Raw genomic sequence first — 21,908 nt, forward strand, 5'->3', positions numbered from 1 at the left:
AGATGTGTAGAAGCGACAGTCGCAGCACAGCTCGCCGCGCACGAACGGATCGCTGCTCGTCGCCGGATCGCACAGCCATTCGAACGCGAGGGCATGGAGCGAATCGCCCGCCAGCACCGCGGTCGCCTCGTCGAATGCCTTGTGCACCGTCGGTTTGCCGCGGCGCAGATCGTCATCGTCCATGCACGGCAAATCGTCGTGGATCAGCGAATAGACGTGCATCGCCTCGACCGCCGCACCGACCCGCAGGCTGAGCCCGCGATCGACGTGGAACAGATCGCCCGCGGCGCGAACGAGCAGCGGGCGGAGCCGCTTGCCGCCGGCAATCGCGGCGTGGCGCATCGCTTCGTAAAGCGGCGCGCGCGCGTCGCTTGGCACCGGCAGCAGCTGGTCGAACAGCCGGTCGATCCCCGCCATCACCTCGGACTGGGTGCTCAGCAACAGCTGCGTGGTGCGCGAAAGATCGTCGCTCGTCGACGCCATGACCGCTCAGCTTTCGCCGAAGGGGGTGGTTCCCGTCGGCCGCCCGTCGGCGCCGAGGCTGACTTGTTCGATGCGCGCCTGCGCCGCGGCGAGCCGCGCTTCGCAATGCCCGCGCAGCGCATGGCCGCGTTCATAGAGCGCCACCGATTCCTCCAGGCTGACATCGCCGCTCTCCAGCCGCCGCACGATCGTTTCCAGCTCGCCCATCGCGGCTTCGAACGAAAGCGCGGTGATGGCAGGGTCGGGGGCGGGCGCGGCAGCGATTTCGGGGGTGTCCGTCATCGCCATGCTTTGGCCCTTTCGCCCCCCAATGGTCAAGTGCGGTCAGCTTGACGTCATACCGTGTGCGCCTAGGCTGATGTCATGCATTCGCCCCTGACAATCGTCGGACGGTCGCCATGAAAGTCCAGCCATGACCCTGCAAACCATCGCCGCCTACCTCGCCACCGCCGTCATCTTTGGCGTCCTCGACGCGCTGTGGCTCCGCACGATGGTGACCAAAGTCTATCGCCCCGAAATCGGCGCCTTGCTGATGGACGGCTGGCGCCCCGCCCCGGCGCTGATCTTTTACGCGCTCTATATGCTGGGCATCCAGATATTTGCGGTCGCCCCCGCGCTGGCCGCGGGCAAATGGCAGGTCGCGGCGCCGTGGGGCGCGATGTTCGGCTTTTTCTGCTACATGACCTATGACCTCACCAACCATGCGACGATGAAAATCTGGTCGACCAAGGTGACGCTGCTCGACATCGCCTGGGGCACAGCCGCGACGGGTGTCGCCGCGGGCGCCGCGGCGTGGCTGGTGCTGACCTTGCTGCCGCGCGGCGCATAACCCCTTTCAATTCCGACAATTACGATTCCGCTTTTTGCAATTGCCGCGCGGCGCGCGACCACTCATGCTGCACCGCACAAGAGAGAGGGGCGTAAAGGCAAGTTTTGTTCTGACAAACAAGGACTTGCATCATGAAAAATTTCTTCCTCCCCATCATCGCGCTGCTCGCGCTTACTCCCGCCGTCGCCCACGCCGAGGAACCCGCAACGCAGCGGTTTGAGCATAAGGGCAGCAGCTACAGCTATACCGTGACCCAGGTCGGCGACGTCCGCGTCATCAGCGGCGTCGAAGAACGCACCGGCAAACCGTTCACGCTGCGCGTCGGCCCCCGCCGCGTCCGCGGCACCGTGGGATCGCAGCAGGTCAGCTTCCCGCTGCGCGACGTCGAGCCGCTGACCAAGCCCACGACCACCCTCGCCGCGCGCTGACCCCAATCCGACCGCAGACCCCATGGTGCTTTTCGCATCATGGGGTCTGTTCGTTTTGCGCGCACATCGCTAAAGGCGCGCCATGACTCAGACCGCAACCGCGCCCGCCTCCGTCATCACCCCCCAGGTCGTTGCCGACCATGGCCTGTCGCCGGAAGAATATGAGCGCGTCCGGCACGCGCTCGGGCGCGAACCGAACATCGTCGAACTCGGCATCTTCTCGGTCATGTGGTCCGAACATTGCAGCTATAAAAGCTCGCGCCTCCACCTTAAAAAACTGCCGACCGAAGCGCCGTGGGTGATCTGCGGCCCCGGCGAGAACGCCGGCGTGATCGACATCGGCGAAGGCGAAGGGGGCAAGAAACTCGCCGCGATCTTCAAGATGGAGAGCCACAACCATCCGTCGTACATCGAACCCTATCAGGGTGCGGCGACCGGGGTCGGGGGCATCCTGCGCGACGTCTTCACCATGGGCGCGCGACCCGTCGCGAACCTCAACGCGCTGCGCTTCGGCCGTCCCGATCATCCGAAGATGAAGCACCTCATCTCGGGCGTCGTCCACGGCATCGGCGGTTATGGCAATTGCGTCGGCGTGCCCACGGTCGGCGGCGAGGTCAATTTTCACAAGGCGTATGACGGCAATATCCTGGTCAACGCGATGACCGTCGGCGTCGCCGAACAGGACAAGATCTTCTATTCGGCCGCATCGGGCGTCGGCAATCCGATCGTCTATGTCGGATCGAAAACCGGCCGCGACGGCATCCACGGCGCGACGATGGCGTCGGCGGATTTCGGCGAAGATGCCGAGGAAAAGCGCCCGACGGTCCAGGTCGGCGACCCCTTCACCGAAAAATTGCTGATCGAGGCGTGCTTGGAGCTGATGGCGTCTGACGCGATCGTCGCGATCCAGGACATGGGCGCCGCGGGGCTGACCAGCTCGTCGGTCGAAATGGCGTCGAAGGGCGGCGTCGGGCTCCACCTCAAGATGGACGATGTGCCGCAGCGCGAAACCGGCATGACCGCCTATGAAATGATGCTGTCCGAATCGCAGGAACGCATGCTGATGGTGCTGAAGCCCGGCCGCGAAGATTTCGCTGCCGCGATCTTCCACAAATGGGAACTCGATTTCGCGGTCATCGGGACCGTCACCGACACCGGCCGCATGATACTCGAACATCATGGCGAGATCGTCTGCGACATCCCGCTCGCCCCGCTCGCCGACGACGCGCCGCTCTATGACCGGCCGCATGTGCCGACCCCGAAGCAGGCGGAACTTACCAACGTCCCTGAGACGAAGGACGTCGCCGCCGACCTGAAGGCCTTGATGGGCACCCCCGACATCGCTTCGCGCCGCTGGATCTGGGAGCAGTATGACAGCCAGGTCGGCGCCGACACGGTGCAGACCGGCGGCGACGCTGCGCTCGTCCGCATCCACGGCACCAACCGCGCGCTCGCGATGTCGACCGACTGCACCCCGCGCTATTGCTACGCCGACCCGGTCGAGGGCGGCAAGCAGGCGGTCGCCGAAACCTGGCGCAACATCAGCGCGGTCGGCGCGACCCCGCTCGCGATCACCAACTGCCTCAACTTCGCCAACCCGCAGCGTCCCGAAATCATGGGCCAGATCGTCGGCTGTCTCGACGGCATGGCGCAGGCGTGCCGCGCGCTCGACTATCCGATCGTGTCGGGCAACGTCAGCCTGTATAACGAGAGCAAGGCGACCGGCGGCGGCAGCGCGATCCTGCCGACCCCGGCGATCGGCGGCGTCGGGGTGATCGAAGACCTGAACAAGGCGGTAGGCATCGGTTTCAAGCGCACCGGCGACATCGTGCTCGCGGTCGGCGAGCGCGCCGGCCATCTCGGCCAGTCAGTGTGGCTGCGCGAAATCCACGGCCGCGAAGAAGGCCCGCCGCCGCCGGTGAACCTCCGCTGCGAAAAGCGCACCGGCGACTTCATCCGCGGCGCGATCAACGCCGGCTGGATCACCGCGTGCCACGACGTGTCGGACGGCGGCATGGCGGTAACGCTCGCCGAAATGGCGCTGAAGTCGAACATCGGCGTGCTGGTCAGCGAAGAACAGCCCTTCGGCGTCGCCGAAAGCTTCTTCGGCGAGGACCAAGGGTTGTATCTGGTCACCGTGTGCGACACCTGCCTCGCCGACTTCCTCGACGCCGCCGGCCGCGCCGACGTGCCGGTCGATCCGGTGGGCCGCACGATCAAGGACCGCATCGTGTTTGAACTCGAGGGCAGCGATCATCAGGTGACGCTCGCCGAACTGCGCGAGGCGCATGAAGGGTTCTTCCCGACGCTGATGGGCGCCGACGCGGCGCTGGCTTGATATTTCCCACCCCGTCATCCCGGCGAAGGCCGGGATCTCGCCGGTGCGGCAAAACGCGACGATGAGATCCCGGCCTTCGCCGGGATGACGGAGGTATTGGCGTCATGAGCATCCATGTCGGCATCGGCGGCTGGACCTTCGAGCCGTGGCGCGGCCCCTTCTATCCCGCCGGGCTCGCGCAGAAGCGCGAACTCGAATATGCCGGGCAGCACCTCACCGGCATCGAAATCAACGGCACCTATTATGGCAGCCAAAAGCCCGAGAGTTTTGCCAATTGGGCGGCGGCGGTCCCCGACGGGTTCCAATTTAGCGTCAAGGCGTCACGCTTCACCACCAACCGCAAAATCCTTGCCGAGGGCGCCGGATCGATCGAGAAATTCCTGACGCAGGGGCTGACGCGGCTCGGCGACCGGCTCGGCCCGATCCACTGGCAGTTCATGGCGACGAAGAAATTCGACCGCGACGATTTTGCGGCTTTTCTCGATTTGCTGCCCGAGACGCAGGACGGCCTGCCGCTGCGCCACGCAATCGAGGTGCGCCACGAAAGTTTCCGCGACCAGGCGTTCATCGACATGCTGCGCGCGCGGAACATGGCGATCGTCTTTGCCGACAGCGACGTATTCCCGTGCATTGACGAGCAGACCGCCGACTTCACCTATGCCCGGTTGCAGCGCAGCCAGGAGGATGTCGCAACCGGCTATGACGACACGGCGCTCGATGCATGGGCCGGGCAGGCCCGCGATTGGGCCAAAGGCGACCGCGATGTGTTCATCTTCTTCATTTCGGGCGCCAAGATCCGCAATCCGGTTGCGGCACAGGCGCTGATCGCGAAGCTAAAATAGATCCTCCCTGTCGCGTAGCGATGGGGAGGGGACCGCCGCGAAGCGGTGGTGGAGGGGCGGCGACGGTGGCGCTATAGCCCCTCCGTCAGTCCTTCGGACTGCCACCTCCCCATGGCTTCGCCACAGAGAGGATTTAATTCAAGCCGCAACCGCTTGTTGCGACGCAAGGAAGTTGTACGGATCGATGCCGCGGCTGCGGTACGCGCGGTGCGCTTCCTGATACAGCGTCGGCTCGCCAATCCCCAGCCGCGCCCGCGCCGCGTCGAGCGGTTCGGCGAGCAGCGCGCGGATATCCTGTTCGATGATCGCCTGCGCCGCCTTGCCGTGGCGCTGGCCCTGGCGGATCGCGCCGAACACCGGGGCATCGGCTTTCACGCCGCGCTTCACTTCATATCCGCCCGCATAGGCGATGAAGAAATTGCCATAATTGCCGGTCTGGCCATAGGTGAAGCCGAGCACGCACTGTTCGCCGAGCGCGTCGCGGCCATAGCCGGTCAGGATGTGGAACAGGTCGTGCGTGTCGCGCAGGCGATTGGCATACCATTGCACCTGATCGTCGAATTTGGGGCGGCCCATCTTGTCGGCTTCGGCGACGAGGCCCGCGGCCGACAGGCCCTCACGGCGCATGAAGGTGACATAGGCGTGGCCGACGCTGCCTTCGGGCAGTTTATCGATCCACGCATGATCGTCGAGCAGGTCGGGCAGATAGGGTTCGCTCGCCATCAACTGGCGGCCCTTGTCGCTTTCGACGAAGGCGCGCGCATCATCCATGAACCCCTTGCGCGGCAGGCTTTCAAAGATGTGGAACACCTGCTCGGTGTCTTCCTTGTCCTTGATGAGCTTGCGGAAATGCGCGAACGCCTTGAACGGGCGAAACGTCGGCAGCTTGCGGTCAGGGTGGGAGAAGATGGTTGGGGTCATGGCTGGTCTCGTGCGAATCTGTTGATGATGGTCAGATAGCATTACTGACACAGATGTCAATAGTGTGTTAATCGCTGGACCAACGCCAAGCCCAGCTGTTATAGCATCATAATACAGCGGAGGGCGTATGAACGAAGACAGCGGCGACCGGACCGAACGGCTCATCACCCTCGACGCCATGCGCGGCTTTGCCGTGATGGGCATATTGGCGATGAACATCGTCGCCTTTGCGATGCCCGAAATGGCCTATGTCTCGCCGCGCGCCTATGGCGGCGAAACGGCGTCCGACCTTGCCGCCTGGGGGTTCGGCTTTCTGTTGTTCGACGGCAAGATGCGCGGATTATTCTCGATCCTGTTCGGGGCGAGCCTGCTGCTGATCAGCGACCGCGCCGAAGCCGCCGGACAAAATCCGCGATCGGTCCATTATCGCCGCATGGCGTGGCTCGCGGTGTTTGGGCTCTGCCATTATTTCTTCATCTGGTGGGGCGACATCCTGTTCCTCTATGCGGCGGTCGGCTGCGTCGCCTTTCGTTTCCGCAAATGGGAAGCGCGGCGGCTGATCAAATGGGCGCTCGGGCTGTTCACGCTCGGTGTCGTCTTGACGTCGCTGTTCTTTGGCGCCCAGCTGGCGGTCGCCAGCGCCGCAGACGATCCCGCATCGCCGATGGCCGAGGCGGGTCAGGGTGTGCGCGACGAATATGCCAAGATTGACGGCGAGGTTACCGCCGAGTTGGTGCTGTTCCGCGGGCCTTATCTGCCGATCCTCGATGAGCGGCTGGACAACGCCGCCAACCCGCTGATCATGGTGCTGATGTCGTTCCTCGAAACGCTGCCGCTGATGCTGCTCGGCATGGCGCTGTTCCGCAATGGCTTCCTGACCGGAGCTTGGAGCAGCGGCGATTATCGGCGGACCGCGCTGCGCTGGCTACCGCCGGGGCTGGTGTTGACCGCGCTGGTCGGCTGGCTCCAGTGGCGCGCCGATTTCGACTATATCGTCGCGGTCAATGCCTTCATGGCGTGGGCGGCGCCGGGTCGCTTGATGATGACAATCGCCTATGCCGCCTTGCTCGTTCTGGTGATCCGCGGCGCCGCGGGCAGCGCCCTGATCGCGCGCGTCGCGGCGGCAGGGCGCGCGGCCTTTTCCAATTATCTGGGCACCAGCATCGTGATGACGACGGTCTTTTACGGCTATGGGCTGGGGCTGTTCGGCGACGTCGGTCGCTGGACGCTCTATCTGCTGTGCCTGGGCATGTGGGCGCTCATGCTGCTGTGGTCAAAGCCCTGGCTCGACCGTTTTCGCTATGGACCGCTCGAATGGTTGTGGCGGAGCCTCGCGCGCGGCGCGGTGCAACCGATGCGGAAAGCCTCGCCTGCTCAGTAACCGACGGCGCGACCGAACCCGGCCGGGCGGCGCTGGACGAGCGGATTGGCCTCGCGCTCGAGCGCGCTCAGCGTTTCCTCGAACAGCCGCCGCAGTTCGACGACGCGCGGCAGATATTCTTCGGGGCTGATCTGGCTCTCGACGCAGTGGCGCGCGAACATTTCGATATCTTCGGCGACCGCGCCGAGTTTTTCGCCGCCAAACTGGCGCGCTTCGCTTTTCAGCGTGTGGGCGGGCATCACGAGTCCGCGCGCGTCACGGGCGCGCATGGCCTCTTCGATCGCCGCCACCGATTTGGTGCCGTCTTCGCGAAAATAGCCCAGAATCCGTACAAACGCGGCGCCCAGCTGGGCGCGCGTGGCGCGGAATTCATCCCAATCGACCAGGATTTCGTCCAATTTCGTGTCCCTTGGTGTGCAACGTCGGTCGTGGTCCCGCCCAACACATGCCCAATTTGGGTAAAAAAGACGTTACGACGTCGGGCGCTTCTCACCAAAGCCGCCCCAATTTGGGTCAGCGGCGGCGCACGCGCCAGCGGCCCGCGTCATCCGCCGCGGTTTCAGCCTCGACCAACCAGCCATGCTCGGTGGCCAGCGCCGTAACTTCGCGCCCCGCGTGCGGATCGTCGGCGATCAATAGCACGTCGGCGGCATCGCGCATCGCGCGCGCCAGCCGCAGCGCGGGCCAGGGGCAACGCATCCCGCGCGCGTCGACGACCAGCGTCGCCCTCCCCTCAGCTTGGGTCATTCGTCATAGGGATTGCGCGAATTGCGGAAGTTGAGCCGCACCGGCACGCCCTGGAACCCCAATTCCTTGCGCATGCCGTTGACCAGATAGCGTTCATAGCTGCCGGGCAGGCTATCGGTGCGAGTGCCAAAGACGACAAAGGTCGGCGGCCGGGTGCGCGCCTGGGTGATGTAGCGCAGCTTGATCCGCTTGCCGCCGGGCGCGGGCGGCGGGTTGGCATCGACCGCGCGTTCAAACCAGCGATTGAGCGCCGATGTCGACACCCGGTTGGTCCAGATCGCGCGCTGTTCAAACGCCACCCGCACCAGCGTGTCGATCCCTTTGCCCGTCGCGCCCGAAATGGTCAGCACCGGCACGCCCTTGACCTGGCTCAGCCCGTCCTCGAGCGCGGCGCGGACGCCGTTGAACAGCGACGACGGCTCCTCGGCGACATCCCATTTGTTCAGCGCGACGATCAGCGCGCGGCCTTCTTGCAGTACCCGGTCGGCGATGTGGAGGTCCTGCGACTCGAGCCCCTTGGTCGCGTCGAGCAACAGCACGACAACCTCGGCGAAATCGACCGCGTGCAGCGCATCGGCGACCGACAGTTTCTCCAGCTTGTCCTGCACCTTGGCGCGCTTGCGCATCCCGGCGGTGTCGAACAGCTGGATTTCGTGGGTCTCGCCGTCGTCTTCCCATTTCCAGTCGACGCGGATCGAATCGCGTGTGATCCCGGCTTCGGGCCCGGTGATCAGACGGTCCTCGCCGATCATGCGGTTGATCAGCGTCGATTTGCCCGCGTTCGGACGGCCGACGATCGCCAGCTTCATCGGGCCGAGCGGCGCGTCCTCGTCATCATCGCTGGCGGCGGCAACGTCCTTTTCGATCTCGTCGAACGGCTCGACGATCGGACGCAACAGGTCGAACAGGTCGACCATCCCGTCGCCATGCTCGGCGCTGAGCGCGACCGGGCTGTCAAAGCCGAGCGAATAGGATTCCATCAGGCCGTTTTCGCCCTGTTTCCCTTCCGCCTTGTTGACCACCAATATGATCGGCGTGTCCTCGCTGCGCAGCCAGCGCGCGATTTCCTCGTCCAGCGGCACGACCCCGGCGCGGCCGTCGATCATGAACAGCGCGGCATCGGCCTCGCGCACCGCCTTTTCGGTTTGCACCCGCATCCGGCCGGGCAGCGTCGCGGCGTCTTGATCCTCGAACCCTGCGGTGTCGACGATGCGGAACTCCAGCCCGAGCAGATTGGCGTCGCCCTCGCGGCGGTCGCGGGTCACCCCGGGCTGGTCATCGACCAGCGCCAGCCGCTTGCCGACCAGCCGGTTGAACAGCGTCGATTTGCCCACATTCGGGCGGCCGACAATGGCTATCGTCGCGAATCGCGACATCTTACTTTATCCCTGTTGTTGCGCCGGGCCGCCCCGGCCCGGGCGCTGGTTCAGCGCCAGGCCGTGATCTGCCCGTCGTCCGCCAAAATATACAAAATATTGTTCGCCACCACCGGTGCCTGCGACAGCGGCGATTTGAATTCGGTCGATCCGAGCAGCGAACCATCGGTCGGCGAATATTCCGCCATGATCCCCTCGCTGTTGACCGCGATCAGGCGGCCACCCGCCAGGATCGGTCCGGTCCAGCGGATCGGATCCTTTTTCTTCTTTTCGGTTTCGACGCGGAAGCGCGCGAGCTGCTGGAGCCAGCGCACCTTGCCCGACGTGCGCGCCACGCACAGCAATTTGCCGTCGTCGGTCATCGCATAGACCCATTCGCCGACCACATAGGGGGTCGAAATCCCGGCGATCGAGATTTCCCAGCTGCGCTGACCGGTGAGCAGTTCATAGCTCGCCATGCGGCCGCCCTGGCCCAGCGCAAAGACGCGGCCGTTATCGACCACCGGATCGGCATCGACGTCGGTTAGGGTCGACACCGAAAGCGCCATCGACGTGCGCGCCAGCGCGTCTTCCCACAGGTCGCGGCCGTTTTCGTAACGATAGGCCTGAACCTCGCCCGACGAGAAGCCGGCGACGATCGTCCCCTGCCCCGCCGCGGGCGACGCCGCGCCGAACACGCTGCCGGGTTCGAGCGACGCCGTCGCCTGCCACAGCACCGCGCCATTGGCAGCGTTGAGCGCAATGATCTGGTTGTCCTGGCTGATCACATAGACGCCGCCAAAGGCAATCGTCGGCGACCCGCGCAGCGGACCCGCGGGCTTGACCTTCCAGATCACCGATCCGTCGGCGACATTCAGCGCCGCGACATCGCCCGCGCCGCTGGTCGCATAGACCACCGATCCATCGACCCCGGCGCCACCGCCGAACAGCGAATCCTTGAAATCCTTGCCGGTGCTGCCGATTGCGGTGCGCCACAGCGGCGCGCCGGTATCGGCGGCGAGCGCGGTGACCACAGCCTCGGTATCGACGGCGAACAGGCGGTTGTCGGCGATCACCGGCGACGCGGCGAGCCGCTGCTTATTGGTGCTGCCCGCGATATTGGCCTGCCACAGCTTGCTGCGCGTCGCGCCCAGCGCCGGGTGGCCCATGGATTTCGATGCATTGCCGCCCGACTGCGCCCAGGCGGCGTTAACCGCGGGCTCGGGCAGGACGACGGCGATCGCGGCGGTGGCCGGATCGACCTTGATGCTGTTGTCGTTCGACAGGATCGATACGCGATCGCCGATCGTCGGCGTCTTGGGGCCGCCGTCGCCCTTGAACACGCCGCAACCCGCCAGCGGCAGCGCCAGCAGCGCGACAAAAATTCCGTAATGCGTTTTGCGCATATTATTTGGCTTCCTCAACTGGGGCGACGGTCGCTGCCGGGGGCGCGACATTGCCCTTCTGGTCCTTTGCGGCGCTGTCGGCGGCGCGATCGGCGACCGCATCGACGCCCAGCATACCTGCCATCTGGACCGACCGCGACTGCAGCGATTTGGTCACGTCGGGCAGTTTGGCGATCCGGCCATAGAGCGCCCCGGCCTGGTCATATTGGCCAAGCTGATAATGGGCGGTTGCCGACAGTTCGGCGGCGCTGGCGAACCAGCTCGACGCCGGATCCTTGGCATCGATCAGCGGCTTCATCCGCGCGATCACGACTGCGGGTTTCAGATTGTCATATTCGAACGCGGTCTGGCGGATCAGCGCCAGATCGCGCAGCGCCTTGTCCAGCTTGGGGTCGGCAGCAATCGTCGCCATCAGCGCCGCGGCGGCCTTCAGGTCGCCGGCCTGCGCTTTGATATTCGCCTGCTGCATAACCGCCACGGCGCGATAAGCGGGATCGCCCCCGGCCGCCAGCTTTTCGAGTTCGGTGGCGGCGGCGCGCGGCTGGTTGGTGCCCAGTTTCTCGAACGCCGCGATCAGCTCCTCGGCCTGTTCGCCGCGCGCGACATCCTGGCGGTGGCTCCAGTACAGATAGCCGCCGAACGCCAGCAACCCCGCCAGCACTGCGCCGATGATCCAGCGGCCATAGCGCTGCATGATCGTGTCCAGCCGGTCCTTGCGAACGGCTTCGTCAACCTCTTGCAACAGCGCGGCATCGTTGGTCGGGCTCAGGGCCAATCAAACCTCCATTTGTCATTCATGGCTCTGGGGCCGCGGCTTCCTTAGCGACGGTGCGGAAAAAGGCCAAGCGATTCACTTGGCCTCGATCCATACCGCACGCTGTCTCAGCCTGCGTAGATCTGATCCTCGGTCGGGAATGAACGGGACCTGACCTGATCGGCATAGTCCTTGACCGCGCCGGTGACGACATCGGCCATATCGCCGTAGCGTTTCACGAACTTCGGTACACGTTCAAACATGCCCAGCATGTCCTCGGTCACCAGCACCTGGCCGTCGCATTGCGCCGACGCCCCGATACCGATCGTCGGACAAGCGACCTTGTTCGTGACCTCGATCGCGATCGATTCGAGCACGCCTTCGATCACCAGCGAAAAGGCGCCGGCCTGCGCGACCGCGATCGAATCCTCGACGATCGCTTTCGCTTCTTCGTCGCTCTTGCCGCGCACGCCATAGCCGCCGAGAATGTTCACCGCTTGCGGGGTCAGCCCGACATGCCCCATCACCGGGATGCCGCGCTGGGTCAGAAATTCGATCGTCGGGGCGAGCGCGCGCCCGCCCTCCAGCTTCACCGCCGCGGCGCCGGTTTCCTTGAGCAGCCGCGCGGCGTTGGTAAACGCCTGTTCCTGGCTCGCTTCATAGCTGCCGAACGGCATGTCGACGATGACCGCGGCATGATAGCTGCCGCGCACCACCGCGGCGCCGTGCAGCGCCATCATTTCCATCGTGACCCCGACCGTATGCGGCAGCCCGTAGATCACCTGCCCCAGCGAATCGCCGACCAGCAGCATGTCGCAATGCGGGTCGAGCAGCTGCGCCATGCGAACGGTATAAGCGGTCAGCATGACGATCGGCTCGCCGCCCTTGCGCTGGCGGATACGCGGCACGGTCAGCCGCTTCATCGGCTGCGGCGTCGGATTCGCGCGGCTGGTCGAGGTGTCGAAGGTGAGCGTTTTGGGCAGGGTGGACATGGGGCGGGGGCTTAGCGGCTAAACGGCGTCGGCAAAAGCGCCAAGCGGCTCGATGCAAAATTCATTTGACACGATGTTAGAAATATTCGACATAAAGTGCATAACGAGTAACACCGGAGATTGCAGATGTCGTTCAACGAGAAAATCCACTGGGCTGCGTTCGTGGCCATCGTCAGCGCCTTTGGCTGGTATTTCCTTTCCTACCCCTGGCAAATCGTTGGTCGCCGCGCGGGGGTGGCTGCGGCGGCGGATATGCTGTTGCCGGTCACGGTCATCATCATCGGCGCGATGTCACTGACGGCGGCCTTTTTCGCCATTCGGGCGCCCAAAGAAGCCCATCTGAAAGACGACGAGCGCGAACGCACGATCCATATGCGCGGGACGCACCTCGCCTATTATCCTTTGGTCCTCGGAGTTTGGGCCAATCTGTTCGCGATATTCTATCAATTGAGCGCGGCGGTGCACCTCAACCTGCTGATCGCGACGGTTGTCGTCGCCGAGCTCGTTCGCGTCGGATCGCAGCTCTATTTCTATCGCCGCGGGTATTGAGTGATGGCCCGGCTCCCCTTCACCAACGACATCCGGACGCTGCGGTTCCTGGCGGGCGAAATGACCCAGGGCGACCTGGGCGATCAGGTGGGCGTCACACGGCAGACGATCGCGGCGATCGAACAAGGCAAATATTCGCCGTCGCTCGAGGTCGCGTTCCGGATTGCCCGCGTCTTTGGCAAGCCGCTTGAAACCGTGTTCCAGTGGGAGGACAGCAAGGATTGAGACAGCGCGGCCGCGCGGCCCGGCCCACGTCGCTCCCCGGTGGCGTGGGCCGGGTTTTTGCTGCTGCGGGGTGGGGAGTTGCCACCAACTTCCCCCACCTTCGTCATCCCGGACTTGATCCGGGATCCACAGCTGCACCGTCGTCATGGATCCCGGATCAAGTCCGGGATGACAATGAAAGTCCGGTCGATACCCACTACGTCACAATCGCCGCGCCAGCCCTCAGATGCAGTCCGGCCCGATCACCGATCGCCGCGGGTCGCCACTGTCGCCACCGCCTCGCGCGGGTTGTCGCTGAACAGGCCGTCGATGCCGGTGCGCAGATAGGCCGCAATCTCGGCGCCCAGGTCGCCGTGCCCGGCCGGGTTCACCCCGCCGCGGTCGCCCAGCGGCAGGAAGTAATTTTCGCGGCGAAAGGTCCACGGATGCACCTTCAAACCGGCAGCATGGGCATCGCGCACCAGGCTGGTCGGTTCGCCCAGCGACCCCAGCGCGCCACGCGGGATGACCATCGCCTTGTTCGGTCCGATCCCGTCGGCATAGGCCGCGATCGCCTTCAGCCCCATCGGCGACGCCATCGCGGCATAGCTGGTTTCGGGCATGTCAGGCGGACCGCCCGCCCCGTCCATCAACTGGATCAGCGGCACGTCGCTCTTGGCGCGCAGGTCCATCAGGTTCCGCACCTCAAAGCTCTGAATATAGACCGGCGCCTTGCGGCCGCGATAACCGAAGCGGTCGAGCAGCGCCAGCAACGGCGCTTCGTGCGACAGGCCGATCGCGATGAAGTGGCTGGGGTGCTTGGTTTCGGGATAGACGCCGATCGGCACCTTGCGGCCCCGATTGACCTCAGCCAGCAGCGCCAGGATTTCCTCGAAGGTCGGGATGTCGAACTGGCCGTCATATTCGGTCGAGCGCAGCTTTGGCAGCCGCTCGCGGGCGCGCAACGTCTTGAGTTCGGCGAGCGTGAAATCCTCGGTGAACCAGCCGGTCACCGCGCTACCGTCGATCGTCTTGGTCGTCTTGCGGTCGGCGAACTCGGCGCGCTCGGCGACGTCGGTGGTCTCCGAAATCTCATTCTCGTGCCGCGCGACCAGCACGCCGTCCTTGGTCAGCACCAGATCGGGTTCGATAAAATCGGCGCCCTGCTCGATCGCGAGCCGGTAGGCGGCGATCGTATGTTCGGGCCGCTCGCCCGACGCGCCGCGGTGGGCGATGACGATCGGCGGCTGGCCGTCGAGGGTCGGCTGCGCGGTCACCGGATCAGCCGAGCAACCGGCGAGCAGCGTCAGGGCCAGCAGGGCCAGGGTCCACCGGATCATGCCGCAAAACGCGCCTGCCAGTCGGCGGCCGAAAAGCCGACGCTGACCGCGCCCTCGGCTTCGACGACGGGGCGGCGGATCATCGCGGGCGACGCCAGCATCAGCGCCTTGGCCGAGCCTGCGTCGAGGCCGTCCTTCTGCGTGTCGGGAAGTTGGCGAAACGTCGTGCCGCCCTTGTTGAGCAGCTTGTCCCAGCCCAGCGCATCGATCCAGCTTTGCAGCCGTGCGGGGTCCAGCCCATCCTTGCGGACGTCGTGAAAACGATAGGCGAGGCCCTGCTCGTCCAGCCAGCGCCGCGCCTTTTTCACCGTGTCGCAGTTCGGGATGCCATAAAGAATCAACGTCATGGATCGGGCGTTAGCAGGTGGCGATTACATATTCGAGGCGTCACAGCGCAGCCGCCGTCAAGGGAGCGGCGGGCGGTCGGCCAGGCGGGTGTTCGCGCTCGCCAATTTTCCGCGCAGCGCCCGCGCAAACCCTTCGTGCAGCGCGCTCGCGATGCCGGGATTTGCCGCCAGATAGGCGCGGAGCGCCGCGGCGGGGACAAACCACAGGCGCGCGTTGCTGCCCAGCAGCACCGTTCCGGTCGCGTGGGTGCCATCCAGGACCGTCGCCTCGCCGACCAGCGCGCCGTCGGACAAGGTTCCGACCTCGACCCCGTCGCGCAAAATCGCCGCTTGCCCCTCGGCCAGATAGAACAGGCTGGGTGCCGCCTGGTTCTCGCGGATCAGCACCTCACCGCGGCGCGCCGAAATCCAATGTCCCTGGTCGATCAGGCCGCGCGCGGCGGCGGGCGCCAGACCGGCGAAATGCTGACGGCGCAGCGCCTCTTCTTCCGCCGAAAAGCGGATCTGTGCATCGTTCAGCCAGAGCCGGGCCAGGATGCCGATATTGACGACCAGAATCGCCAGCACCAACATGCCGTAACCGACATCGGGCTCGCGGAACAACACCAGCGGCACCGCGACCAGCGCGGCGGCGGCCAGCCCGATCCGGACATAGTCGATACGCACGACGAAGCTGGTCGCGAGCAACAGCAGCAGCGCCCCATATACAAACCATGCGGATTCGAAATTCGCCATAGCCAATCGCCTCGCGTGGAGACCCGACCTTTTGGGTCACTCGGGTATAACGTTGCCGATAGCCAAATGCCTTGGACGCGTCGGTTGCGTTCCCAAAAGCTGTAACAAACTAACAGTTTTGGGCGCGAAAGACAAAGCATAGGTGCGCAAATGTCACGATAATGCTAATTTTGGCGCTGACAGGATTGGGGCGCATTGCGTCCAGCCGACATTCGCGCCATGGCGGCGCCCGGATTCGAACGCGAAAAGAACAGGCAGATGACGAAAAATTGGCAACCGCATAGCTGGCGCTCGCACGACGCCCGCCAACTCCCCACCTATCGCGACGCCGATGCGCTCGCGGCGGCGGAGCGCGAGCTGAGCAATTATCCGCCGCTGGTGTTTGCCGGCGAGGCGCGCGACCTGACCGCCGACCTGGGCCGCGTGGCCGAGGGAAAGGCGTTCCTGCTGCAGGGCGGCGACTGCGCCGAGAGCTTTGCCGAATTCCATCCGAACAACATCCGCGACACCTTTCGCGTGCTGCTCCAGATGGCGGTGGTGCTGACCTTCGCGTCGAAAATGCCGGTGGTGAAGCTCGGCCGCATGGCGGGCCAGTTCGCCAAGCCGCGTTCGGCCGACATGGAGGACATCGACGGCGTGTCGCTGCCGAGCTATCGCGGCGACATCATCAACGACATCGCGTTCGAGGAAGCGGGCCGCGAGCCCGATCCGCAGCGGATGGTCAAGGCCTATAACCAGTCGGCGGCGACGCTGAACCTGCTGCGCGCCTTCGCGAACGGCGGCTATGCCAATCTGCATCAGGTCAACGCCTGGACGCATGACTTCATGGACCGCAGCCCATGGGCGAAGAAATATCAGGAAACCGCAGGCCGGATTTCCGAAGCGCTCGCCTTCATGGAAGCGTGCGGCGTGACGCCGGAGACGGTGCCGCAGATCAAGGGCACCAGCTTCTACACCAGCCACGAGGCGCTGCTGCTCCCCTATGAGCAGGCGCTGACCCGGCAGGACAGCCTGACCGGCGGCTGGTACGACACCTCGGGCCATTTCCTGTGGGTCGGCGACCGCACCCGCTTCGAGGGCTCGGCGCATATCGAGTATCTGCGCGGCATCGGCAATCCGGTCGGCATGAAATGCGGCCCCAGCCTCGAACCCGATGTGCTGCTGCGTCTGCTCGATACGCTGAACCCGCACCATGTCGCGGGCCGCATGACGCTGATCACGCGCTATGGCCATGACAAGATCGAGGCGCATTTGCCCAAGCTGGTGCGCGCGGTGAAGGAATCGGGCCATCCCGTCGTGTGGTCGTGCGACCCGATGCACGGCAATGTCATCAAGACGCCCAACGGCTACAAGACGCGCCCGTTCGAGCGCATCCTCGCCGAAGTGCGGGGCTTCTTTGCCGTCCACCGCGCCGAGGGCACGCATGGCGGCGGCATCCATATCGAAATGACCGGCCAGAATGTCACCGAATGCACCGGCGGCGCGATGGACGTGACCCAGATGGACCTCGCCGACCGTTATCACACGCATTGCGACCCGCGGCTGAACGCAGGGCAGTCGCTGGAGTTGGCGTTCCTGCTGGCCGAAATGCTCAATCAGGAAATGAGCGAGCGGGCGAAGCAGGCGGCTTAGTTTTTCCATCGCCCCCGCGAAGGCGGGGGCCGCTGGAGGTATACGCAGCGACGCTGTGCAAGCCGGGCAGCGGCCCCCGCCTTCGCGGGGGCGACGAAACTTACTTCCCCGACCACGCCTTCACATCGGCAAACGCCCGCCCCAGCGCGACGTGCAGATCGGCATCTTCCGCCGCACCGCCGAGGGGGATCTTGTCGCTGAAATTATCGGCGGCCTCATGATAGTCGCCGCCCAGAAACGCCTGCAGCAGCGGCATGTCCGAAAAGCTGCCGCCGACCATCAGCGACGTCACGCCCTTCGCGCCCAGCGCCCAGCCGTCCTGCCGCTGGATAAACGCGTCGGCCTCGCCATCCTCGTCGAGCTTGCGGCCGAACTTGGTCGCCGCCTGACGCACCACGGCGTCATAAGCAGGCTTGCCGCGTCCGATCGTTGCCACCGGCGTCCCGCGCGGTGAAATCGCGATCGTATCGACATTGAGCGCGACGGTGATGTCGGTCAGCGGTACCACCGGATGATCGGCGAAATAATGCGCACCGAGCAGGCCTTTTTCCTCCGCCGTTGTGGCGAGGAAATAAATATCGCGGTCGGGGCGCGGACCCGACGCCAGCCTTTTCGCAACTTCGATCAGCACCGCTATACCGCTCGCATTGTCGACCGCGCCGTTGCAAATGCGGTCGGCGTCGCCGTCCTTGCCGCAAATGCCGAGATGATCCCAATGGCCGAGGAACAGCACCGCCTTGCCGTCGGGTTTGGCGCCCGGCAGCTTGGCGATGACATTGTTGCTGGCAAAGGGGCGGATCGCCGATTGGGTGGCCAAGTCGGCGGTCACCGGCAGCGCGATCCCCTTATAGTCAGGCGACTTCGCCGCTTCGCGCACCGCAGCGCCGTCCTGCCCCGCTTTCTTGAGCAGCGCGTCGGCGGCCTCAAGCGACAGGAAGCCGCTCACCGGCGCGCCGGGCTTGGCACTCGCCAGCCGCACCGCGGCGCTACCCGCGCTGTCGCGCAACTGCGCCCATGGCACCGCATCGGTCGCGATCACCAGGACCGCAGCGGCGCCCGCGTCGGCGAGCATCTGGCGCCGCTCGCGATAGCGCGGCAGCTTGTCGCCGAACGGCGCATTGTCGAACAACATGATCGCGAGCTTGCCGGTGACGTCGGCATTGACCTTACCCGCGCCATCGACGCCATAACCGACAAACACCCCCGGAACATTCGCCAGCGCGGCCGACGTCTCGCGCCCGGTCAGGATGATGCCGTCATCCTCGATCGCGAAGTCGCGGCCATGCACCTTGAACCTGGCGGTGCCGCTAACGGCCTTGCTCTCGACGAACGGGACGGGCTGGAGCCAGGGCGTCGTGCTGCCCGGCACCGCCTCGAGGCCCGCCTTGGCCCATTCGCCAACGATATAGGCGATGGTGCGATCCTCGCCGTCGGTCCCCGGCGCGCGCCCTTCGAACGCGTCGCCCGCCAGCACCTTGATATGCGCGGCGAGCTCAGCCTCGGTGACCGGCGCGTCGGCGCCCTTGGCGTGCGCGGCGGGAACGGCGGCTAAAGCGGCCAGGGCGACAGCCGCAATCGCGGCGCGAAACTTCATCGTCTGCATGGGCGCGCCGCATGGCATGTCCACCGCAGGCAGGCAAGGCGCGTTCGTCGAACGACGAACAGCCACTCTTAACGCCCCGCCCCCTCAAGCAGCGCGCGCGCCGCGGCGACATGCATATCCTCGATCATCCGTCCATCGTGACGTTGCGCCCCGCCCGTCGCCGCGGCGACCAACGCCTCCGCAGCGGCGATCTCGCGCGCCGACGGGGCAAAGGCGGCGTTGCACGGATCGACCTGCGACGGGTGGATCAGCGACTTGCCGTCGAAACCGAGACGCCGTCCCTCGGCGGCTTCGGCAGCAAAGCCAGCGGCGTCGTCGATGGCATTGTAAACCCCGTCGAACGCCCACACGTTCGCCGCGCGCGCCGCAAGCACGATCGCCTGAATTGCATGGCTCATCGCGCCGCGATCCATGCCGTCCGGCAGCTTCAATTCATGCGCCAGATCGTTGAGTCCGGCGATCAGTCCGGCGACCGCCGGATCGGCACCGATGTCGCGCGCGGCATAGATCGCGACCGGGGTTTCGATCATCGCCAGCACCGGCAGCCCCAGCCCGCGGACCGGTCCCAGGTCGGCGGGTGCGTCGACCTTGGGCAGCACGACCGCATCAAGCTTCAGATCGGCGAGCGCGTCGATGTCCGCCGCCTGCTCGGCCGTCCCGGTGGCGTTGATCCGTACCGCAACGCGCTTGCCGGGAAAGCCCGCCATGACCGCGGCGCGCATCGCGGCGCGCGCTTCGTCCTTGCGGTTCGCGGGCACCGCGTCCTCCAGGTCGATGATCAGCAAGTCGGCGGTCAGGCCGCCCGCCTTTTCGAGCGCGCGGGCGTTCGAACCCGGGACGTAAAGCAGCGAGCGCGGTGCGAGACTGGTATCGGTCATGCGCTTTTGTCTGGCGCAATGCGGCCGTTCTCGCAATAAAGGAGTGAGGCCTGACGGCCAGGTTCGCAGAGGGGATTTTCGATGGATTATTGGTTTCCAATCGCACTCGTCGTGCTCGCGGCGGTGTTCCTGCTGTGGGCGCTGACCCCGGTTCGTCAGGGTTTCAGCTACACGATCGAACGTTTCGGCCGCTACACCCACACCGCGCAGCCGGGGCTGAACTTCATCATGCCGATCTTTGATCGCGTCGGTCGCAAGGTCAATATGATGGAGCAGGTGCTCGACATTCCCGGCCAGGAAATCATCACCAAGGACAATGCGATGGTCGCGGTCGACGGCGTCGTGTTCTTTCAGGTGCTCGACGCCGCCAAGGCGGCCTATGAAGTCAGCGACCTGTATCTGGCGATCATGAACCTGACGACGACGAACCTGCGCACCGTCATGGGGTCGATGGACCTCGACGAAACGCTGTCGAAACGCGACCATATCAACGCGCGGCTGCTGGTCGTGGTCGATGAAGCGACGACGCCCTGGGGGGTCAAGATCACCCGCGTCGAGATCAAGGACATTCGTCCCCCCGCCGACATTTCCAACGCCATGGCGCGGCAGATGAAAGCCGAGCGCGAAAAGCGCGCCAACATCCTGGAAGCCGAGGGCATGCGCGCCTCCGAAATCCTGCGTGCCGAGGGCGAGAAGCAGGGCCAGATCCTGCAGGCCGAGGGCCGCCGCGAAGCCGCCTTCCGCGACGCCGAAGCGCGCGAGCGCGAAGCCGAGGCCGAAGCCAAGGCGACGCAGATGGTGTCGGACGCGATCGCCGGCGGCAACGCACAGGCGATCAATTACTTCATCGCGCAGAAATATGTCGAAGCGGTGAGCCAGTTTGCCACCAGCCCGAACAGCAAGACGATCCTGTTCCCGGTCGAGGCGACCCAGCTGATCGGTACGCTGGGCGGCATCGGCGAACTCGCCAAGGATGCCTTCGAGCGTGGGCCGACGCCGCCGACGCCGCCGGGAGTGCGCTGACATGACCGAGTGGCTGAACAACATGGCGCCGCACTGGGCGTGGCTGACCGTCGGGGTGCTGCTGTGCGCCGCCGAAATCATCGCGCCGGGGTTCTTCCTCGTCTGGCTCGGCGTCGCCGCGATCGCGACCGGCGTCCTTGCCTTTCTGCTGCCGATCGGGGTGCCGATGCAGCTTGGCGTTTTTGCCGTGCTGGCGTTCATCGCGCTCTACGGCGCGCGCCGCTGGCTCAAGGCCAATCCGATCGTGTCGAGCGACCCGCTGCTCAACCAGCGCGGCGGGCGACTGATCGGCGAAGTGCTGACGCTGGTGACCGCGATCGAAAACGGCCGCGGCCGTGCGCGGGTCGGCGACGGCGAATGGCCGGTGCGCGGGCCGGATGCTGCCGAGGGAACCAAGGTCCGCGTCGTCAGCGCCGATGGCGGGGTGCTGGTGGTCGAAGCTGCGTAAAAATCCTTCCCGCTAGCGGGGAGGTGGCAGCGGCGTAGCCGCTGACGGAGGGTCGCGCCCTGCAACCGCCGCTCAAGGCCGATAGCCCCCTCCACCGCTTCGCGGTCCCCCTCCCCGTTCCGGGGAGGATCTCACCCCCCGCGCGGTCGCCCATAAATCGCCACCACATGGCCCAGCGCATCGCTCTCACCGATCCGCCGAAACCCCAGCTTCGCCGCCACCCGCTCCGATGCGTCGTTGCCCGGATCGATGATGCAGCGCACCTCGGCGGCGTCGAGGTTCGCATCCGCCCAGCCCAGCGCCGCGGTCATCGCCTCGGTCGCATAGCCCGCCCCCCAATGATCGGCGTCGAACGCCCAGCCCGCCTCGGGCAAGCCTTCGAGTTCGGGGATGCCGCGGCCGAAATAGCTTAGCCCCCCCATGCCGACCAGCGCGTCGCTCGCCCGGTCGGCGAACACCCAATAGCCGAACCCCATCACCGGCCACAGCCCGGCCGAGCTGAGGAATTTGCCCCAGCTGACGTCGGGCGCACGCGGTTCGCCGCCGATGAAGCGGGTGACGCGGGCGTCGGCCCACATCGCGATATGGGTGTCCTTGTCGGACAGGCGCCCGGGGCGCAGGCGGAGGCGGTCGGTCTCAATGACGGGGGCGATGCTGAACATGGGTGCGGGTG

Annotated in this window: 25 protein-coding genes; 10 read left to right on the top strand and 15 right to left on the bottom strand. The window is 65.5% G+C overall.

All coding sequences use genetic code 11. From position 1 onward, the window contains the following. On the bottom strand, nt 1-483 hold a 483-nt coding region (locus FFS68_RS11655; RefSeq protein WP_171003847.1), incomplete at its 3' end, for a polyprenyl synthetase family protein. Between the two features lie 6 nt (nt 484-489). Further along, nucleotides 490-765 (bottom strand): exodeoxyribonuclease VII small subunit, encoded by a 276-nt coding sequence (locus FFS68_RS11660; RefSeq protein ID WP_137753424.1) that lies wholly within the window; start codon nt 763-765, stop codon nt 490-492. A gap of 130 nt (nt 766-895) precedes the next feature. Here FFS68_RS11660 and FFS68_RS11665 point away from each other — a divergent pair, with 130 nt between their 5' ends. From FFS68_RS11665 to FFS68_RS11680, 4 genes are all read left to right on the top strand, one after another. After that, a complete protein-coding gene (locus tag FFS68_RS11665) occupies nt 896-1,312 on the top strand; it encodes a DUF2177 family protein (RefSeq protein ID WP_171003848.1) in 417 nt (138 codons plus the stop codon). Between the two features lie 131 nt (nt 1,313-1,443). Further along, a complete protein-coding gene (locus FFS68_RS11670; protein ID WP_137753372.1) occupies nt 1,444-1,740 on the top strand; it encodes a hypothetical protein in 297 nt (98 codons plus the stop codon). Nucleotides 1,741-1,822: 82 nt separating this feature from the next. Beyond that, nucleotides 1,823-4,078, top strand: a complete 2,256-nt coding sequence (purL, locus tag FFS68_RS11675; protein ID WP_137753373.1) for a phosphoribosylformylglycinamidine synthase subunit PurL — start codon at nt 1,823-1,825, stop codon at nt 4,076-4,078. A 104-nt stretch (nt 4,079-4,182) separates the two neighbouring features. Next, the gene (locus FFS68_RS11680) at nt 4,183-4,920 is read left to right on the top strand and encodes a DUF72 domain-containing protein (protein WP_137753374.1); all 738 of its coding nucleotides are present in this window, start codon (nt 4,183-4,185) and stop codon (nt 4,918-4,920) included. 138 nt (nt 4,921-5,058) lie between these two features. On the opposite strand, the gene FFS68_RS11685 is transcribed toward FFS68_RS11680, so the two are convergent. Further along, nucleotides 5,059-5,841, bottom strand: coding sequence for a Coq4 family protein (locus tag FFS68_RS11685; RefSeq protein WP_137753375.1), 783 nt, complete (start codon nt 5,839-5,841; stop codon nt 5,059-5,061). 127 nt (nt 5,842-5,968) lie between these two features. Between FFS68_RS11685 and FFS68_RS11690 the strand changes: the two genes are divergently transcribed. Continuing rightward, on the top strand, nt 5,969-7,222 hold the full coding sequence (locus tag FFS68_RS11690) for a DUF418 domain-containing protein (protein WP_137753376.1): 1,254 nt from the start codon (nt 5,969-5,971) through the stop codon (nt 7,220-7,222). Here FFS68_RS11690 and FFS68_RS11695 read toward each other — a convergent pair. The 6 genes from FFS68_RS11695 to panB all read right to left on the bottom strand — a co-directional run bounded on the left by FFS68_RS11695 (nt 7,216) and on the right by panB (nt 12,476). Beyond that, the gene (locus FFS68_RS11695; RefSeq protein WP_171003849.1) at nt 7,216-7,620 is read right to left on the bottom strand and encodes an Hpt domain-containing protein; all 405 of its coding nucleotides are present in this window, start codon (nt 7,618-7,620) and stop codon (nt 7,216-7,218) included. The two genes, FFS68_RS11690 and FFS68_RS11695, sit on opposite strands and share 7 nt — an antisense overlap. A 115-nt stretch (nt 7,621-7,735) precedes the next feature. Then, the gene (locus FFS68_RS11700; protein WP_137753377.1) at nt 7,736-7,969 is read right to left on the bottom strand and encodes a sulfurtransferase TusA family protein; all 234 of its coding nucleotides are present in this window, start codon (nt 7,967-7,969) and stop codon (nt 7,736-7,738) included. Further along, nucleotides 7,966-9,345, bottom strand: a complete 1,380-nt coding sequence (der, locus tag FFS68_RS11705) for a ribosome biogenesis GTPase Der (RefSeq protein WP_137753378.1) — start codon at nt 9,343-9,345, stop codon at nt 7,966-7,968. The genes FFS68_RS11700 and der overlap by 4 nt, the downstream gene beginning before the upstream one ends. Nucleotides 9,346-9,395: 50 nt before the next feature. Then, nucleotides 9,396-10,730 (bottom strand): PQQ-binding-like beta-propeller repeat protein, encoded by a 1,335-nt coding sequence (locus FFS68_RS11710; RefSeq protein WP_137753379.1) that lies wholly within the window; start codon nt 10,728-10,730, stop codon nt 9,396-9,398. Nucleotide 10,731: 1 nt separating this feature from the next. Beyond that, entirely contained in the window at nt 10,732-11,505 is a 774-nt protein-coding gene (locus FFS68_RS11715; RefSeq protein WP_137753380.1) for a tetratricopeptide repeat protein, read from the bottom strand. Between the two features lie 107 nt (nt 11,506-11,612). Then, nucleotides 11,613-12,476, bottom strand: coding sequence for a 3-methyl-2-oxobutanoate hydroxymethyltransferase (gene panB / locus FFS68_RS11720; protein ID WP_137753381.1), 864 nt, complete (start codon nt 12,474-12,476; stop codon nt 11,613-11,615). A 126-nt stretch (nt 12,477-12,602) separates the two neighbouring features. Here panB and FFS68_RS11725 point away from each other — a divergent pair, with 126 nt between their 5' ends. Both FFS68_RS11725 and FFS68_RS11730 read left to right on the top strand, forming a co-directional pair. After that, nucleotides 12,603-13,025, top strand: a complete 423-nt coding sequence (locus tag FFS68_RS11725; RefSeq protein WP_137753382.1) for a hypothetical protein — start codon at nt 12,603-12,605, stop codon at nt 13,023-13,025. Nucleotides 13,026-13,028: 3 nt separating this feature from the next. Continuing rightward, nucleotides 13,029-13,250 (top strand): helix-turn-helix transcriptional regulator, encoded by a 222-nt coding sequence (locus tag FFS68_RS11730; RefSeq protein ID WP_137753383.1) that lies wholly within the window; start codon nt 13,029-13,031, stop codon nt 13,248-13,250. Between the two features lie 242 nt (nt 13,251-13,492). On the opposite strand, the gene FFS68_RS11735 is transcribed toward FFS68_RS11730, so the two are convergent. Genes FFS68_RS11735 through FFS68_RS11745 form a run of 3 tightly spaced genes read right to left on the bottom strand, consistent with a single transcriptional unit; the run spans nt 13,493 to nt 15,651 of the window. After that, nucleotides 13,493-14,569 carry a glycerophosphodiester phosphodiesterase gene (locus FFS68_RS11735; protein WP_137753384.1) on the bottom strand — a complete coding sequence of 359 codons (1,077 nt, stop codon included), beginning with the start codon at nt 14,567-14,569 and terminating at the stop codon, nt 13,493-13,495. After that, a complete protein-coding gene (locus tag FFS68_RS11740) occupies nt 14,566-14,916 on the bottom strand; it encodes an ArsC family reductase (protein ID WP_137753385.1) in 351 nt (116 codons plus the stop codon). Before FFS68_RS11740 ends, FFS68_RS11735 begins: the two co-directional genes overlap by 4 nt. 57 nt (nt 14,917-14,973) lie before the next feature. Beyond that, on the bottom strand, nt 14,974-15,651 hold the full coding sequence (locus tag FFS68_RS11745; protein ID WP_171003850.1) for a cyclic nucleotide-binding domain-containing protein: 678 nt from the start codon (nt 15,649-15,651) through the stop codon (nt 14,974-14,976). A gap of 258 nt (nt 15,652-15,909) precedes the next feature. Between FFS68_RS11745 and FFS68_RS11750 the strand changes: the two genes are divergently transcribed. Next, a complete protein-coding gene (locus FFS68_RS11750; RefSeq protein WP_137753387.1) occupies nt 15,910-17,283 on the top strand; it encodes a class II 3-deoxy-7-phosphoheptulonate synthase in 1,374 nt (457 codons plus the stop codon). Nucleotides 17,284-17,383: 100 nt separating this feature from the next. On the opposite strand, the gene FFS68_RS11755 is transcribed toward FFS68_RS11750, so the two are convergent. Further along, the gene (locus FFS68_RS11755; RefSeq protein WP_249340135.1) at nt 17,384-18,886 is read right to left on the bottom strand and encodes a M28 family peptidase; all 1,503 of its coding nucleotides are present in this window, start codon (nt 18,884-18,886) and stop codon (nt 17,384-17,386) included. 68 nt (nt 18,887-18,954) lie between these two features. Then, nucleotides 18,955-19,764 carry a CoA ester lyase gene (locus tag FFS68_RS11760; protein ID WP_137753388.1) on the bottom strand — a complete coding sequence of 270 codons (810 nt, stop codon included), beginning with the start codon at nt 19,762-19,764 and terminating at the stop codon, nt 18,955-18,957. Between the two features lie 81 nt (nt 19,765-19,845). Here FFS68_RS11760 and FFS68_RS11765 point away from each other — a divergent pair, with 81 nt between their 5' ends. Both FFS68_RS11765 and FFS68_RS11770 read left to right on the top strand, forming a co-directional pair. Continuing rightward, on the top strand, nt 19,846-20,787 hold the full coding sequence (locus FFS68_RS11765) for an SPFH domain-containing protein (protein WP_137753389.1): 942 nt from the start codon (nt 19,846-19,848) through the stop codon (nt 20,785-20,787). A gap of 1 nt (nt 20,788) precedes the next feature. Then, the gene (locus FFS68_RS11770; RefSeq protein ID WP_137753390.1) at nt 20,789-21,235 is read left to right on the top strand and encodes an NfeD family protein; all 447 of its coding nucleotides are present in this window, start codon (nt 20,789-20,791) and stop codon (nt 21,233-21,235) included. A gap of 131 nt (nt 21,236-21,366) precedes the next feature. Here FFS68_RS11770 and FFS68_RS11775 read toward each other — a convergent pair whose 3' ends face one another. After that, nucleotides 21,367-21,897 carry a GNAT family N-acetyltransferase gene (locus FFS68_RS11775; RefSeq protein ID WP_137753391.1) on the bottom strand — a complete coding sequence of 177 codons (531 nt, stop codon included), beginning with the start codon at nt 21,895-21,897 and terminating at the stop codon, nt 21,367-21,369. Nucleotides 21,898-21,908: the final 11 nt, after the last annotated feature.

It is taken from the genome of Sphingopyxis sp. L1A2A, from assembly GCF_005502465.1.
In the GTDB taxonomy this organism is placed as follows: Bacteria; Pseudomonadota; Alphaproteobacteria; order Sphingomonadales; family Sphingomonadaceae; genus Sphingopyxis.

Bases quoted from the DNA above. Each gene is read 5' to 3' on its own strand.
- FFS68_RS11660 (WP_137753424.1), bottom strand. From the start codon at position 765: ATGACGGACACCCCCGAAATCGCTGCCGCGCCCGCCCCCGACCCTGCC.
- FFS68_RS11665 (WP_171003848.1), top strand. From the start codon at position 896: ATGACCCTGCAAACCATCGCCGCCTACCTCGCCACCGCCGTCATCTTT.
- FFS68_RS11670 (WP_137753372.1), top strand. From the start codon at position 1,444: ATGAAAAATTTCTTCCTCCCCATCATCGCGCTGCTCGCGCTTACTCCC.
- purL (WP_137753373.1), top strand. From the start codon at position 1,823: ATGACTCAGACCGCAACCGCGCCCGCCTCCGTCATCACCCCCCAGGTC.
- FFS68_RS11680 (WP_137753374.1), top strand. From the start codon at position 4,183: ATGAGCATCCATGTCGGCATCGGCGGCTGGACCTTCGAGCCGTGGCGC.
- FFS68_RS11685 (WP_137753375.1), bottom strand. From the start codon at position 5,841: ATGACCCCAACCATCTTCTCCCACCCTGACCGCAAGCTGCCGACGTTT.
- FFS68_RS11690 (WP_137753376.1), top strand. From the start codon at position 5,969: ATGAACGAAGACAGCGGCGACCGGACCGAACGGCTCATCACCCTCGAC.
- FFS68_RS11700 (WP_137753377.1), bottom strand. From the start codon at position 7,969: ATGACCCAAGCTGAGGGGAGGGCGACGCTGGTCGTCGACGCGCGCGGG.
- der (WP_137753378.1), bottom strand. From the start codon at position 9,345: ATGTCGCGATTCGCGACGATAGCCATTGTCGGCCGCCCGAATGTGGGC.
- FFS68_RS11710 (WP_137753379.1), bottom strand. From the start codon at position 10,730: ATGCGCAAAACGCATTACGGAATTTTTGTCGCGCTGCTGGCGCTGCCG.
- panB (WP_137753381.1), bottom strand. From the start codon at position 12,476: ATGTCCACCCTGCCCAAAACGCTCACCTTCGACACCTCGACCAGCCGC.
- FFS68_RS11725 (WP_137753382.1), top strand. From the start codon at position 12,603: ATGTCGTTCAACGAGAAAATCCACTGGGCTGCGTTCGTGGCCATCGTC.
- FFS68_RS11730 (WP_137753383.1), top strand. From the start codon at position 13,029: ATGGCCCGGCTCCCCTTCACCAACGACATCCGGACGCTGCGGTTCCTG.
- FFS68_RS11735 (WP_137753384.1), bottom strand. From the start codon at position 14,569: ATGATCCGGTGGACCCTGGCCCTGCTGGCCCTGACGCTGCTCGCCGGT.
- FFS68_RS11740 (WP_137753385.1), bottom strand. From the start codon at position 14,916: ATGACGTTGATTCTTTATGGCATCCCGAACTGCGACACGGTGAAAAAG.
- FFS68_RS11745 (WP_171003850.1), bottom strand. From the start codon at position 15,651: ATGGCGAATTTCGAATCCGCATGGTTTGTATATGGGGCGCTGCTGCTG.
- FFS68_RS11750 (WP_137753387.1), top strand. From the start codon at position 15,910: ATGACGAAAAATTGGCAACCGCATAGCTGGCGCTCGCACGACGCCCGC.
- FFS68_RS11755 (WP_249340135.1), bottom strand. From the start codon at position 18,886: ATGCAGACGATGAAGTTTCGCGCCGCGATTGCGGCTGTCGCCCTGGCC.
- FFS68_RS11760 (WP_137753388.1), bottom strand. From the start codon at position 19,764: ATGACCGATACCAGTCTCGCACCGCGCTCGCTGCTTTACGTCCCGGGT.
- FFS68_RS11765 (WP_137753389.1), top strand. From the start codon at position 19,846: ATGGATTATTGGTTTCCAATCGCACTCGTCGTGCTCGCGGCGGTGTTC.
- FFS68_RS11770 (WP_137753390.1), top strand. From the start codon at position 20,789: ATGACCGAGTGGCTGAACAACATGGCGCCGCACTGGGCGTGGCTGACC.
- FFS68_RS11775 (WP_137753391.1), bottom strand. From the start codon at position 21,897: ATGTTCAGCATCGCCCCCGTCATTGAGACCGACCGCCTCCGCCTGCGC.